Consider the following 15660-nt stretch of genomic DNA (forward strand, 5'->3'; position numbering starts at 1 on the left):
TTCCTTATTTTGCGTCGTACCAAGTTGGACCGTAAGAATAATCAACTTTCAGTGGAACTGCGAGTTCAATTGCATGCTCCATTACTTCTGGTACAAGCTTCTCTAATTTTTCAATTTCTTCTTTTGGTGCTTCAAAGATTAATTCATCGTGTACTTGCAGAAGAAGACGCGCTTGTAATCCTTCTTCTTCTAAACGATCTGCCATAATAATCATAGCTATCTTTATAATATCTGCAGCACTACCTTGAATTGGTGTATTCATAGCTGTACGCTCAGCAAAGCTACGTAAATTGAAATTACGACTCGTAATTTCCGGAATGTAACGGCGACGATTTAATAAGGTAGTCACATACCCTTTTTGTTTCGCATCTTTTACGATGTCATCCATATATTCTTGTACACCAGGGAAACTTTCTAAATACTTTTCAATAAATTCCGCTGCTGCTTTTCTTGTAATTCCTAAGTTTTGTGAAAGACCGTAATCACTAATACCATACACAATTCCGAAGTTAACAGCTTTCGCTTGTCGTCTCATATTCGAAGTTACTTCATCTTTTCCAACACCGAATACGTCCATAGCTGTTTTCGTATGAATATCCATATCATGTTGGAACGCTTCAACTAGCCCTTTATCATTTGCAATATGAGCTAATACACGAAGTTCAATTTGTGAATAATCGGCCGCATACATAATCCATCCTTCTTCTGATGGAACAAATGCCTGACGAATCTTTCTTCCTTCTTCTAATCGAATCGGTATATTTTGCAAGTTCGGATCTGTTGAACTTAATCGACCTGTTTGTGTTAAAACTTGATTAAAGCGAGTATGAATTTTCGATGAATCTTCATGTACAACTTTTAGTAAACCTTCAATGTAAGTTGAATTTAATTTCCCTAACTGACGATAATGTAAAATGTTTGGAATAATTTCATGATGATTCATAAGTTTATCTAGTACATCAGCTGACGTAGAATAACCTGTTTTCGTCTTTTTAATAACTGGTAAGTTTAAATTCTCAAACAGAATAACCCCAAGTTGCTTCGGTGAATTAATATTAAATTCTGTTCCCGCAAGCTTATAAATTTCCTGTTCCATTTCCTTTAATCTACCCGCAAGTTCTTCTCCCATATTACGAAGGCGCTCCGTATCAACTTTTACACCTTTTACTTCCATATCAGCTAGTACACGTGCAAGTGGTAATTCTAACTCTGTAAACAATTCATATTGCTCGTTCTTTTTTAATTCTTCCAAGAACGTTTGCTTTACATCATATAATACATGCACTTTTCGAGCTACATGCTCCGCTACTACTTCTAGCTCTGGAACAGCACGCTTCGCACCTTTTCCATAAACTTCTTCATCCGATTTCACGGCATGCGTTTCTTTCATTTTCGCTACAGTACGGAAATCTTTATCCGTATCAGCTGGATCAAGTAAATAAGCAGCAATTAATAAATCAAAGTCGATTCCTTGAATATCTATACCCTTCCATTTGAGTGCAACGATAGCTCGCTTCGCATCAAATGTATGCTTTCTCATTTCTCCATTTGCAAGCCATGCTTTGAAAGCTTCGGATGCAAGAGCTATGTCCGTCTGAATAAAGTAGCAACCATTTTCATTTTGAATACCAAAACCTTGAATGTCCGCTTTATGATAGTTATCTTCTTGTACTTCTACAATAAGCGCACTATCTTGCTGAAGTATTTCTTCTGTAACTTCTTCCACAATATCAAATGTAATATCATCTAATTCAGCTGGAGCTGTTTCTTCTGGCGTAACACCTAATTTATTCAAAAGAGATGTAAATCCTAAATTCTCGAACATTGGAATCACATCACTTGCTTCATATCCTTTATACTCCATATCATCCACATGCACTGTAATCGGCGCATCTGTAATAATAGTTGCAAGATCTTTACTCATAAGAGCTTGTTCTTTATTCGCTTCTAGTTTTTCTTTTAATTTCTTCCCGCTTACTTGATCGATATTTTCATACACTGCTTCAACCGTTTCAAATTGCGTTAACAATTTAATTGCAGTTTTTTCACCAACTCCTGGTACACCCGGAATATTATCTGACTGGTCCCCCATTAAACCTTTCATATCGATAATTTGCTTTGGTGATAAACTGTATTTCTCAAATAAAGCTTCTTTCGTATATTCATCTACTTCTGTAATCCCTTTTCGAGGTATACATACAAGCGTATTATCAGAAACAAGTTGAAGTAAATCTTTATCTCCTGAAATAACCTTAACATGAAACCCTTGCTCACTCGCTTCTTTCGCTAACGTCCCCATAATGTCATCCGCTTCATAATTTTCTAGTTCATAACGCGGTACATTAAATGCATCAAGCATCTCACGAATAAACGGGAATTGTTCTGATAACTCAGGTGGAGTCTTTTGACGTCCTCCTTTATACTCGCTATACGTTTTATGACGGAATGTCGTTTTTCCTGCATCAAACGCAACAAGCATATGCGTTGGCTTTTCTTCCTCTAATATTCTCATTAACATCATTGTAAAACCGTAAATTGCGTTCGTATGTATACCTTTGTCGTTATTTAAAAGCGGTAGTGCAAAGAAAGCACGATACGCGATATTATTACCATCTACTAATACGACTTTTTTTTCCACAATAGAAACCTCCCCATACAAATTTGAAACGATTTTCACATAGAAAAAAAACCGTTCCTTTCCTCTCTCTATATTAACATGACTAATAGAGAGAAGAAAAATAACGGTTTTTTTCTTTCATATATATCAAACTTATATTGGCATAAAGGGAAGTGACGAGAACAGCATAACTATTCTCGTCCAAAATTACTCCTTGGATGAAGGGGTTTTCATGTATTATATTAACAGAGCTTTATTAATATTTAATTAAGCCATTGTTAATATATTGTAAATATCCTTCATCCTATTTTTCAGTTGCCGATTTCGGTAAAACAACTGTAAATGTTGTCCCTTCCCCAACTTCACTATCCACAGTAATTGTACCGTGATGTGCCTCAACTAAATGCTTTACAATCGATAATCCAAGACCTGTACCACCAGTATTTCTACTTCTCGCCTTATCCACTCGGTAAAAACGTTCAAAAATACGTGGGATTTCATCTTTACTAATACCAATTCCAGTATCAGATACTTTTATATAAGCATTGTATTTATCTTCTGCTAATTCAACAGAAACAACGCCTCCAGCCGGTGTATATACGATTGCATTATTAATTAAATTAATAAAGATTTGTTTCAAACGACCAGGATCTCCAATGACAGAGACACGTTTTAATACATTCACTTGTAAAGAGATTTCTTTTTCGCCTGCTTTATTGTCAAGCACCATATGAATATCTTCAATAAGTCCCTTCATATCAACGGTTTCCATATTTAATTTAAACCCTTGTTGCTCAATCTTTGACAAATCTAATAAATCTTCAATTAACCCCTGCATGCGTTCACTTTCTTTTAAAATAATGTGTAAGAAATGTTCGCAAAATTTCTTATTATCCATCGCTCCATCCAAGAGCGTTTCTGAAAAACCTTTAATAGAAGTAATTGGCGTCTTTAGTTCATGAGAAACATTTGCTAAAAAGTCTTTTCTCATTTGTTCTAATCTCTTTAACTCTGTTATGTCATGGAATACGAGAACAATCCCTTTCCATTCATGGTTCGTCCCGATAATCGGCGCTCCATATACTTCGAAATGCTTTCGCTCAATTCCAAGTGGCAATAACATTTGTTTACGCACTTTCACTTCTGTCATAAAGATTTCTTCCACAAGCTCTATAATTTCTGTATGGTGGAACGATTCATAATATAAGCGATCTAAATATTCTTCATCTGTTACGTGGAAAGTCTCTTTATAAGAACGGTTTACAAGGTTTATATAACCGCGGCTATCAATTAAAATCATTCCACTTCCCATATTTTCGATTAACGTATGCAGACGATCTTGTTGCATTTCTTGTTCAAGTGTCATCTCTTGTAAATTACGAGCTAAAATATTAATCGCTTTACTCAGCATTCCTGTTTCATCCGAATGACTTTCATAAGCACGTGCTTTATAATTTCCCTTCGCTAATTCAATCGCAACTTTCGTAACTGATTCAATTGGCCTAATATATTGCCCTGTAATTTTCATACCTAAAAACACGACTACAAGACAAGCGATAACAAATCCGATAATTAATAATCCCCACGTTTTTTGATGAACATCTTTCAAAGGCTCAATTGTACTTTTCACCAAAATGTATCCTTGTTTCCCTGTTACATCTTGAACGAACACCGCATGATAAAATTCATTCTTCTGATCCGTTTCTTTCGTAATGACTTTATTTCGTTGTTTCGCTGTTTCGGCAGAAAGTTCTTTAATCATCTCTTGACTAAATGCAGATTGTTGCCCTTTGCCATATTGAACTTTCTTTTTTTCATCTACAAATATAATAGAAGCTGGTATTTTTTCTTCTAACTTTTCAAATACATACGGCCTTTTTAAAACATCCTCAAAACCTTGTTCTTCTGCTAATACCGCAACATATCCTGTTTCTTTTACCATTCTCTCTTTCGCATGATCTATATAATAGTTTTCAAACACGGTTTCTAACAGTAAACCTAGTCCAACTAAAATAAACACAATAAGAGAAACAAATGTAAAAAGAAGCCTGGAACGAAATTTATTCATCCCCTTTTGGCTCCTCTAATTTATATCCTAAACCACGTATCGTTTTAATGTACGTCGGTTTTTTCGTATTTTTTTCAATTTTATCGCGCAAGTGGCTAATATGAACATCAACAATTCGTGTATCACCAGCAAAATCATAATTCCATACAGCACTTAATAATTGATCACGCGTCAACACGCGACTTTTATTTTTCGCAAGATAAACAAGTAGTTCAAATTCTTTTGGGGTTAATTCAAGCTTTCTTCCTTGGAAATAAGCCTCATAAAACTCCGGTAAAATTTTAAGGTCTGCAATTAGGATGCTATCTTCATCTGGCGCTTCTGCAACTTGCTCTTCTTGCTGTAATTTCGTACGACGTAAAATCGCCTTCACACGAGCAACAACTTCCCTTGGACTAAATGGCTTCGTCATATAATCATCCGCCCCAAGTTCAAGACCTAGCACCTTATCAAATTCATCATCTTTTGCTGTTAACATTAAAATCGGCGTCATAACACGCTGCAATCGTAATTCTTTACAAACTTCCATACCATCCATTTTTGGAAGCATTAAATCTAATATAATTAAATCCGGACGTTCTGTTGTCGCTTTTTGAAGCGCCATTTCTCCGTCCATCGCTGTTATAACTTCAAAACCAGCTTGTTGTAAATTAAATTCAATTAAAGTTAAGATAAATTCCTCATCATCAACTACTAAAATACGATTGTTCATTCTTTTCCTCCAAGTTATAGACTTGAAACCTTCTTCATCCTAGTATTTTCCCCGTTATTCTCATCATACTAGAAAACAGGTCCCCCCTCAATATAATTGTCTATTCATGGATTCAGATTATGCTCTCGTTATCTCTAAAAACAATTACACTCGGCTCAATTAACGTGTTACTATCCACACTTTATACAATTCTATATTCTCATTACATTCTACTTCCGTATGAACATTGAATTCTCGATTTTGTGCTAAGAAAAAAGATAGAACATACGCTATTTTATAGTCCGGTGTTTCATATCCATCAAATACCCTTCCGTATATTTCATTCGCGATCCCGTCTGCCCACACTTCAGCTTCTCTTATCGTTTCAAAAATAACGTCTTCCCTTTTCCATCTCACTTAAAAAATCCCTCCTTCAATTGACTTCAGTTATTAAAGTATGTGATAATTTCATATAATAATTAATATATATGAATGTTATATATACAGAGGTTCTATTATGCGACTAGTACTACCTATTCTAACTTTAGTAGTAACATGTATTCTTACTTTTAACGCTCCAAGCTGGGATACGATTAAAACGGGTTGTTCAGATTTTGCTGCAGGGTTCGCTGAAGGATTCTTCAACTAAAAATAGCGCTAGCTCCCTTATTAAAGGTATGCTAGCGCTATTCATATTTTCATGTTTTAAAAATTATCTAATGCTTTTTCCATAATGGAAACAGATTTAAAAGGTGGCGTTACCGTTAATGAACCTTTAACAACCGTTTCTCCTTTTTCATCATGAGCAGATACAAGCATATCAATTGTATGTGCCTCCTCAGAAACAGCCACAACTTCAAAGTGGATTTGTAACGTTTCATAATGGTGAACATGCTTCACGAACGTAAGGTCCTTCCTAATAATATGACTACCTGGACCTGGTAAATATTTCGTAACCGCCGTTGTAATCATTCCCGTTAGCATAATGCTTGGTACAATCGGCTTTTCATACGGAGTTTGGGATGCGTAATCATGCTGAATATATAATGGATTGGCATCATTCGTTAGCCCTAAATACAATAACAAATCTTTATCCTCAATTTTTTCAGTGATAGATAGTTTCTCTCCTACTGTAATTTCATCCATTTTACGACCAATTTGAACTTTTTTCTTTAACATGTTACAACCCCCTCCGATTTTTTCACCTTATTATCCTACTAAAAGCGATACCTTATCCGAAATTTACTATGATGAGGGCAATGTATAGTATAAATCTACAGTTTCATTATAGGATACTACAAATGATAGCGTTTTCATATTATTTCAAAAAAACATTTCATTAAATAGTAGAAAAAGATTCGGGGCCCCGAATCTTTTTCCGCTTATATTTAATTATTAAACAAGAACTTTCATAACGTTACGTACAGATTCTACAGAGCGATCTAACGCTTCTTTTTCCTCTGCAAGAAGTTCTAATTCAATAATTTTTTCAATTCCGTTACCACCTAGAATTACTGGTACCCCTAAGTAAAGGTCACTATAACCATATTCACCTTCAAGATACGCAATAGCCGGTAATACACGGCGTTGATCTTTTAAGATTGCTTCTGTCATTTCAACTAAAGAAGCCGCTGGTGCGTAATATGCACTACCGTTTCCTAATAAGCCTACAATCTCTCCGCCACCCTTACGTGTACGTTCTACAATTGCCTCTAAACGCTCTTTCGGAATTAACGTTTCTAACGGAATGCCACCCGCATAGGAATAACGTACAAGAGGTACCATGTCGTCACCGTGTCCACCAAGAACAAATCCTGTAATGTCTTTCACAGAAAAATTTAATTCTTGTGCAATGAATGTACGGAAACGAGCTGTATCTAATACGCCCGATTGCCCGATAACACGCTCTTTCGGGAATCCTGCTTCTTTAAATACAGAATATGTCATTGCATCAACTGGATTTGTTAATACAACAATAATCGCATTTGGTGAATGTTTTGCAATGTCGCGCGTAATACTTTTCATAATTTTAGAGTTTGTTGCTACTAAGTCATCACGGCTCATACCAGGCTTACGTGCAATACCTGCTGTAATAACGACAACGTCAGAATCAGCAGTATCTGCGTAATCAGATGTTCCAATAATGTTAGCATCAAAACCTTGTACTGGGCTCGCTTCTAACATATCTAACGCTTTCCCTTTTGTTGGATTTTCCAGTTGTGGAATGTCCACTAATACAACATCTGCAAGTTCTTTTTGTGCTAATAAGAATGCTGTTGTTGCTCCTGTAAATCCTGCACCGATGACTGAAACTTTCTTGCGTTTGATTGTCATAATTTACCCCCCACTTTAATTATGCGTTTTTGATTATCGCTACATCCATGTTTTTAATAAGCTCATTAGCAAATTCAGAACATTTCACTTCTGTTGCGCCTTCCATTAGACGAGCGAAGTCGTATGTTACTACTTTTGATGCAATTGTTTTCTCAACTGAATCAGTTACTAATTTCGCAGCTTCATTCCATCCTAAATGTTCTAGTAATAATACACCAGAAAGAAGAACAGAAGACGGGTTTACTTTATCTAAACCTGCATATTTTGGAGCTGTACCATGTGTAGCTTCAAAGATAGCATGTCCAGTCACATAGTTAATGTTTGCACCAGGTGCAATACCAATTCCACCTACTTGTGCAGCAAGTGCATCAGAGATGTAGTCTCCATTTAAGTTCATTGTTGCAACAACATCGAACTCACGTGGACGAGTTAAAATTTGTTGTAAGAAGATATCTGCAATAGAATCTTTTACAATGATTTTTCCAGCCACTTCTGCGTCTGCCATCGCTTTATTCGCTGCATCTTTGCCATCTTTTTCAACGATGCGATCATATTCAGCCCAAGTAAATACTTTATCGCCGAATTCTTGTTCCGCAACTTCGTAACCCCAGTTTTTGAAAGCACCTTCTGTAAATTTCATAATGTTTCCTTTATGAACTAATGTAACAGAAGAGCGTTTTTCGTTAATTGCATATTGAATTGCAGCACGAACAAGACGCTTTGTCCCTTCTTCTGAAATTGGTTTAATACCAATACCAGATGTTTCTGGGAAGCGGATTTTATTAACACCCATTGCTTCTTTTAAGAAAGCAAGAACTTTTTCTGCTTCTGGAGATCCTTGTGCATATTCAATTCCAGCATAAATGTCTTCTGTATTTTCACGGAAAATAACCATATCAGTATCTTCCGGACGTTTTACAGGTGAAGGAACACCTTCAAAATAACGAACTGGACGTAGACATACGTATAAATCTAATTCTTGACGAAGCGCTACGTTTAGAGAACGAATACCACCGCCAACTGGAGTTGTAAGTGGACCTTTAATTGCGATTAAATATTCACGGATTAAATTTAAAGTCTCTTCTGGTAACCACTCGCCTGTTTGGTTGAATGCTTTTTCCCCTGCAAGCACTTCTTTCCAAACGATTTTCTTCTCACCATCATAAGCTTTTTCTACTGCTGCTTCTAGTACGCGAGATGCAGCTTCCCAAATATCAGGACCAATTCCATCTCCTTCGATAAATGGAATAATCGGATTGTTTGGTACATTCATAACACCATTAGTTACAGTAATTTTTTCACCTGTCGTCAATGTGATAACCCCCATGTTTGAAATTTCATATGTATGAAACTGAGGGAATAACCCCTCAGTTCAAACCGTTAGTCAAATTAAAATATTCTAATCATTACATCTTCCCAAAAAAATCAGACTTTTGAAAGCGTATTTTTACTATCGAAATAGTGTTTTTCGCTTATCGTTGTGCAATTGGAACATATACTTGATGTGTTGGTCCATTATAATCAGCACGCGGACGGATTAAACGGTTGTTTTCATATTGTTCTAGAATATGAGCTAACCAGCCTGACATACGGCTAATTGCAAAAATAGGTGTAAATAAGTCATGGTCAATTCCTAAACAATGGTATACAGAAGCTGAATAGAAATCAACATTTGGTGGAAGACCTTTTTCTTTTGTTACAATGTCTTCAATTTTGATAGACATATTATACCATTTCTCTTCTCCTAAAAGCACGCATAATCTCTTAGACATTTCACGTAAATGTTTTGCACGTGGATCACCTTGCTCATACACACGATGACCAAAGCCCATGATTTTCACTTTATTTTGAAGAGCATTATGAATATATGATTCTACATTTTCTTCTTCGCCAATTTCAGTTAACATCTTCATTACATTTTCATTTGCCCCGCCGTGAAGAGGACCTTTTAACGCACCGATTGCTGCAGTAATACCAGAATATACATCTGAAAGTGTAGCTACGCAAACACGTGCAGTAAATGTAGAAGCGTTTAACTCATGATCTGCATGAAGTACAAGCGCCTTATCAAAAGCTTCAATTTCAACTTCATTTGGCTCACGATCATTTAACATGTACAAGAAGTTTGCAGCTAATGATAAATCTTTTCTCGGTTCAACAATATCTAAACCTTTACGGATTCTTGCATAAGCGGCAATTAAAGTTCCCACTTGAGCTTGTAATTTAACCGCTTTCAAATAATTGGACTTTTCATCCATAATTTCAGAGCTCTCATCGTATAATGATAGCATGGAAATTGCAGTTCGTAAAACAGACATAGGATGTGCGATCTTTAAATCTACTTGTTTTAAATATGTTAAAATTTCACCTGGCACTTTATAGTATTCTGATACAGTTTCATTAAATTCCGCTAGTTCTTGTTCGTTAGGAAGCTTGCGGTGCCATAATAAGTACACTACTTCTTCAAATGTAGCATTCTCAGCTAAATCATCAATATTATACCCAACATAAGTTAATGTATCATCAATAATAGAGCTCACAGATGATGTTGTTGCTACTACCCCTTCTAAACCTCGAATAACAGTCATGACATTCTCTCCTTTTCCTGAAAAATTCTCCCAACCTTGCTCCTTATATCTATTTGCTCCCCTTATGAATTATGAACGCCCGTTCACTCTTTAGGCAAGCAAAATGCACGATCATGCACATTTGTTGCGATGTTCCCCTCTTAATGTCCATTGCTTACATGGAAAGCATGAGCGTGAATGTCTCCCCGAATCCTCACGCTCAGAACAACAAGTTAGTGAGGAAAATGAATTCCGAAGAGTTTTATGATAAAAACAACATAAAACAATATCATTATAAAATTGTTTTATGTTGTTTTTATTTTATCTGGTGTAAAGTCTCTGCTGTTATGTAACTTTTCAAAGTTTCTAATTCTATTATAAACAATTATCTGACTTTTGTGAACAGAAAGAATTCAAAAATTTTATATTACTATAAAATTCCTTATTTAAACATTTGTATAATACTCATAACTGCATAGGCAATTCCAGCCCCAATTAACGGGCCTACAGCCACCCCATTAAATAAGGCAACCGCTATAATCGTCCCAAAAACAAGCGCAGTTGTAATATGAGGGTCCGTCGTCAATAATTGTACGCCGCCTTTCGCTAACAAAGCGACCGCCACACCTGAGGCTAAAGCAATCCATGCATAATATGATTTCGCTGCTTCTCCGAGTTGTTTAAAGCCTATTTCCCCTGTCGCAATCGGTACGAGCACTGCTATTGTAATGACCGTTACACCAAGGTTAATCCCTTTCGTTTGTAAATAAGGAAAGACTTTATCTCCTAAAAACGTAAACTTCAATAAGAATAACACTCCAATGGCTACAGTAAGCGATTGGTTTTTAGCAATAAGTCCTATAATAAGTAGTATGAATAAAAATAACGTTGACTGACTAATCATGTTTGCACTTCCTTTCTGAAAATAATGAACTCGCTTCCAAACAAAAATACCTTTAAACCTATCGTTATACATGTCATATCGATGTCTATTTGCCAATGAGAATAAGCCAACAATTTCATTTTTGTATGCATTTTTAACTTACAAAACGAGACTGTAACCCAAAAAAATCAAAGCATATATACATTTTTGAAAACGATGGTCTCTCCTTTCTTTTCTAACAAGAAACAGGTAAAATAAAAAGAAGAGAAAATGAAGTTTTTACCATATAGTAGAAGCATCATCAACAAGCTTTTACAGTCGTTCATGTACTGAAAAAGCAGGGAAAATCCATCATTCCACTATAACATAAAAGTGAAACTTTAATCAGTGAATGCTACTCGTTATAAGTTGAACGAATTAGGCTAATACAAATTGGAATGGGAGGTATACATCTTTGAACCGAAACTTACTATATATGATATTGCGACTCATATTTGTCATTGTAGCAACGGTAGCTGGGTTCTATGTATTACTATACATGTCAGGACTTATCTATCCTTTTATTATCGCTTTTGCATTTGCTTATTTGATTAATCCTGTCGTCAATTTTCTTAATCAAAAACTACAATTCCCTCGCGCACTAGCAGTACTCGTTAGCTTAATTCTCGTATTCGGAGCTATCGTCGGGCTTGTTACATACCTTGTAACAGAAGCAATATCTGCCACAACATACTTACTACAACTTGTTACAGTAAAGTTTCCGGATATCGTTAAATTCGCAGAGCAATTTGCACTTAATCATATTATGCCTCTCTATGACGATTTAATTTCTAAATTTAATCATCTTGGAGAACCGCAGCGTTATACAATTACACAAAACATCCAAAACTTAGGAACTGAAGCAACAACACAAATGAAAGAACTTTTAACAGCTATTATAAGTGGATTAACAAATTTCATTAGTGCATTACCAACAACTCTAACTGTTCTTGTATTCATTTTATTAGCCACTTTCTTCATTAGTTACGATTGGCACCGTCTTGCTCAAAAAGCAAGAAAACTTCTACCGAATCGTGTACATGGCTACGGAAAAACTATTTTTGTCGATTTAAGAAAAGCTTTGTTCGGTTTTGTTAAAGCGCAACTTACACTCGTATCTATGACAACCGTTATTGTACTAATCGGACTTTTAATATTACGCGTACCATACGCCATTACTATCGCGATTATTACAGGTGTTGTAGATTTACTCCCATACTTAGGGACAGGAGCCGTCTTCGTCCCTTGGGTTATATACGTATTTTTCACTGGCGACACTGCATTCGCCATCGGTCTTCTCATTCTATACATCGTCGTGATTGTCCAAAGACAAATTATGGAACCTAAAGTGCTTTCATCTAATATTGGTCTTGATCCATTAGCGACACTAGTCGCTCTATTTATCGGCTTTAAGCTCTTCGGTTTCTTAGGATTAATCATCGGTCCAGTCACATTAGTACTACTTAATACATTACACAAAGCTCATGTCTTCCATGACTTGTGGAAATACATTAAAGGTTCACCCTCTTCAAAACAATAATTTCTAATTCACACAAAAAACTTAAGGAATAATGAGTGCAATTTCCCACTCATTATTCCTTGTACTTCTTTTTCATACTAACTACATGCAAAAAGAGAATTGCCCAAAAAAGGATAATTCTCTTGTTTTTTTGCATATAAAAACGGATTTTTCAACCTAAAATACATTTTTATTCTATTTATTTTATAATTATTACTTACATTTATTACTTTTTATGTAAATGAATAAATATACAAACCAATATAAGATAAGGCTTCAACTAACGATTTCCCTGCTTTTATCAGATTTCATTACGTTCCTCGATCCTTCATACACAAAAATAAAACTTCAATATAGCGGATTTTTTCTACATCCTATTCATTAAGAACAAATAGTATCCAATTTACATGTTCAATCAGAAATATATATCCTACACAATAAAGTGAAACTTTAATCAATCAGGTTTTGTTCATCCCCCACTAATTATTAACCCGTACCAATCAGGCTTTTTGCAGAATAAAAAAAGTAGTGCTTAGATCGCTATAATCTAAGCACTACTTCTGAATAATAATAGTAGATCTCTTTCTAAACTTCCATTCCATCCACTTCATAACAAGCGGCTTCAATAAAGCCCTAGTAAAAGGGACAACAAAAATAAACCCCATTACATCCGTCACATATCCAGGAAGCACTAAAAGAATACCTCCTACAAATACAAAAATACCATCTAGTACTGCCTCGCCTGGCATTTCTCCTCTATTCAACTTAGATTGAATCTCTCTAAGCACTTTAAACCCTTGCCTTTTCGCCAAATATACACCTACAACACCAGTAAATACAATCATAGCGAACGTAGACCATAACCCTATTACATGACTCGACCCAATTAATACCGTAATCTCAACCGCCGGTATTAAAATCAACAAGAATAACAACCATTTCATAGTTCTGCACCCCTTTCACAAATCGCTTTAAAGACCCCTAAAACGCTCATATAGACTAAACAGAAGTAAGACACCCATTCACATTAAACTTCATAACAAGCAGCTTGTAAAAGCAAATTTAGACGTTTTAAAATAGTTCTATCATGTTTTTGTGTAAAAAAAAGAGAAGGACTCCGCTCCTTCTCTCCGTATTACTTCTTATAGCACTTCCGCATGTCCATTATAAACAATTCCGCGTGCCGCATCAACTGTTACTTCTTGGCCATTTTTTAAAGTTGCTGTTACGCCGTTTACACCAACGATAACAGGAATACCGATTGATACGCCTACAACAGCTGCATGGCTAGTTAAGCCACCTTCTTCTACAACTAAAGCAGCAGCTTTTTCGATTGCAGAAATCATATCTTTATCAGTGCTTGTTGTAACAAGGATATCACCTTCGTTTACGTTCGCTACAGCTTCAGCAGCTGTTTTTGCTACAACTACTTTACCTTTTGCAGCTTTACGACCGATTCCTTGTCCTTTAGCAACTTCTTCACCAACAACATGGATTTTCATTAAGTTTGTTGTACCAGTTTCAGCAACTGGTACACCCGCAGTGATTACTACAGTGTCTCCAAGTCCGATTAGACCCGCATCCATACCTGTTTGAATCGCAGTATCTAACATTTCGTCAGTAGACGCTGCACGTTTCCCAGCCATAAATGCTTGTACACCCCAAACAAGCGCAAGACGACGTCCTACTTGCTCGTCAGATGTTACAGCTACGATTGGAGATTTCGGACGATATTTAGAGATCATTTTCGCAGTATGTCCACTTTCTGTTGGAGCTACGATCGCAGCTACATCAAGAGCAAGTGCTGTATGCGCAACAGATTGGCTAATTGCATCTGTAATTGTTGGAGTGAACTCTTTAATACGTTTTTTGAACATATCTTCGTATTGTAATGATTTTTCAACACGTACTGCAATGTTAGCCATCATTGTTACCGCTTCTACTGGATATTGACCAGCAGCAGTTTCACCTGAAAGCATGATTGCATCCGTACCATCGAAGATTGCGTTAGCTACGTCACTTGCTTCCGCACGAGTTGGACGTGGGTTACGTTGCATAGAATCTAACATTTGCGTTGCAGTAATAACTGGTTTACCTAATACGTTACATTTTTTGATTAAACGTTTTTGCACTAAAGGTACTTCTTCTGGTGGAATTTCCACACCCATATCACCACGAGCTACCATTAAACCGTCAGAAACTTCTAAGATTGAATCGATATTGTCGATACCTTCTTGGTTTTCGATTTTTGGTACGATTTGGATGTATTGAGCATTATGCTCTTCTAGTAATTCACGGATTTCTAATACGTCAGATGCTTTACGAACGAAAGATGCTGCGATGAAATCAACTTTTTGCTCGATACCAAAGATGATATCTTTTACGTCTTTTTCAGTGATACCAGGAAGCTTAATGCTTACGTTTGGTACGTTAACACCTTTTTTATTTTTTACAGTTCCACTGTTTAAAACTTTTGTACGGATATTTCCGTCAGCTTTTTCGATTACTTCTAGCTCGATAAGACCGTCATCGATTAGAATGCGAGAACCTGGGTCTACATCATCATAAAGACCAGCATAAGATACAGAGAACTTCTCTGCAGTACCTAATACTTGCTCAGTAGAAAGAACTACTTCTGCACCTGTTACAAGTTCAGCTTGTCCGTCTACGAAGTCGTGAGTACGGATTTCTGGACCTTTTGTATCAAGTAAGATACCAACTGTTTTACCAGTTTTCTTTGAAGCTTCACGAATGTTTTTAATACGAGCGCCGTGCTCTTCATGGCTACCATGAGAGAAGTTTAAACGAGCAACGTTCATACCCGCTTCCATTAATTGTTCTAATTTCTCAATACTTTCACTAGCAGGACCTATTGTACATACAATTTTAGTTTTACGCATATTGCACCTCCGAAAATTATGAAACCGTTCCCAAATATCCGA

13 protein-coding genes are annotated in these 15660 nt (G+C 36.1%); 2 read left to right on the forward strand and 11 right to left on the reverse strand.

From position 1 onward, the window contains the following. Positions 1 to 4 precede the first annotated feature (4 nt). The 4 genes from polA to G9F74_RS10330 form a co-directional block, all read right to left on the reverse strand. Positions 5 to 2638 carry a DNA polymerase I gene (gene polA, locus G9F74_RS10315; RefSeq protein WP_016109176.1) on the reverse strand — a complete coding sequence of 878 codons (2634 nt, stop codon included), beginning with the start codon at positions 2636 to 2638 and terminating at the stop codon, positions 5 to 7. Between the two features lie 283 nt (positions 2639 to 2921). Further along, the gene (phoR, locus tag G9F74_RS10320) at positions 2922 to 4685 is read right to left on the reverse strand and encodes a sensory box histidine kinase PhoR (RefSeq protein WP_016109177.1); all 1764 of its coding nucleotides are present in this window, start codon (positions 4683 to 4685) and stop codon (positions 2922 to 2924) included. Next, positions 4678 to 5397, reverse strand: a complete 720-nt coding sequence (phoP, locus tag G9F74_RS10325) for a two-component system response regulator PhoP (RefSeq protein ID WP_001065218.1) — start codon at positions 5395 to 5397, stop codon at positions 4678 to 4680. The genes phoR and phoP overlap by 8 nt, the downstream gene beginning before the upstream one ends. Positions 5398 to 5556: 159 nt before the next feature. Continuing rightward, a complete protein-coding gene (locus G9F74_RS10330) occupies positions 5557 to 5793 on the reverse strand; it encodes a hypothetical protein (protein WP_001267375.1) in 237 nt (78 codons plus the stop codon). Positions 5794 to 5893: 100 nt separating this feature from the next. Between G9F74_RS10330 and G9F74_RS30030 the strand changes: the two genes are divergently transcribed. After that, positions 5894 to 6025, forward strand: a complete 132-nt coding sequence (locus G9F74_RS30030; protein ID WP_001241584.1) for a hypothetical protein — start codon at positions 5894 to 5896, stop codon at positions 6023 to 6025. Between the two features lie 56 nt (positions 6026 to 6081). Here the strand turns inward: G9F74_RS30030 and G9F74_RS10335 are convergent, their stop codons facing one another. From G9F74_RS10335 to G9F74_RS10355, 5 genes are all read right to left on the reverse strand, one after another. After that, positions 6082 to 6555, reverse strand: a complete 474-nt coding sequence (locus tag G9F74_RS10335) for a MaoC family dehydratase (RefSeq protein ID WP_000914174.1) — start codon at positions 6553 to 6555, stop codon at positions 6082 to 6084. Between the two features lie 216 nt (positions 6556 to 6771). Beyond that, positions 6772 to 7710 carry a malate dehydrogenase gene (gene mdh, locus G9F74_RS10340; protein ID WP_000153227.1) on the reverse strand — a complete coding sequence of 313 codons (939 nt, stop codon included), beginning with the start codon at positions 7708 to 7710 and terminating at the stop codon, positions 6772 to 6774. Between the two features lie 19 nt (positions 7711 to 7729). Next, complete coding sequence (gene icd / locus G9F74_RS10345; RefSeq protein ID WP_000206907.1) at positions 7730 to 9022, reverse strand: NADP-dependent isocitrate dehydrogenase; 1293 nt, start codon at positions 9020 to 9022, stop codon at positions 7730 to 7732. Between the two features lie 160 nt (positions 9023 to 9182). Beyond that, positions 9183 to 10298 (reverse strand): citrate synthase, encoded by a 1116-nt coding sequence (gene citZ, locus G9F74_RS10350; protein ID WP_016109178.1) that lies wholly within the window; start codon positions 10296 to 10298, stop codon positions 9183 to 9185. Positions 10299 to 10719: 421 nt separating this feature from the next. Then, a complete protein-coding gene (locus tag G9F74_RS10355) occupies positions 10720 to 11181 on the reverse strand; it encodes a DUF441 domain-containing protein (protein ID WP_000625507.1) in 462 nt (153 codons plus the stop codon). Positions 11182 to 11614: 433 nt separating this feature from the next. Between G9F74_RS10355 and ytvI the strand changes: the two genes are divergently transcribed. After that, positions 11615 to 12739 carry a sporulation integral membrane protein YtvI gene (gene ytvI, locus G9F74_RS10360; protein WP_001081386.1) on the forward strand — a complete coding sequence of 375 codons (1125 nt, stop codon included), beginning with the start codon at positions 11615 to 11617 and terminating at the stop codon, positions 12737 to 12739. A gap of 533 nt (positions 12740 to 13272) precedes the next feature. Here the strand turns inward: ytvI and G9F74_RS10365 are convergent. Continuing rightward, a complete protein-coding gene (locus tag G9F74_RS10365; protein ID WP_000871649.1) occupies positions 13273 to 13662 on the reverse strand; it encodes an FxsA family protein in 390 nt (129 codons plus the stop codon). A 198-nt stretch (positions 13663 to 13860) separates the two neighbouring features. After that, positions 13861 to 15618 carry a pyruvate kinase gene (gene pyk / locus G9F74_RS10370; RefSeq protein ID WP_001232683.1) on the reverse strand — a complete coding sequence of 586 codons (1758 nt, stop codon included), beginning with the start codon at positions 15616 to 15618 and terminating at the stop codon, positions 13861 to 13863. Between the last annotated feature and the right edge of the window lie 42 nt (positions 15619 to 15660).

The organism is Bacillus sp. EKM202B (genome assembly GCF_011066025.1).
GTDB lineage: Bacteria > Bacillota > Bacilli > Bacillales > Bacillaceae_G > Bacillus_A > Bacillus_A toyonensis.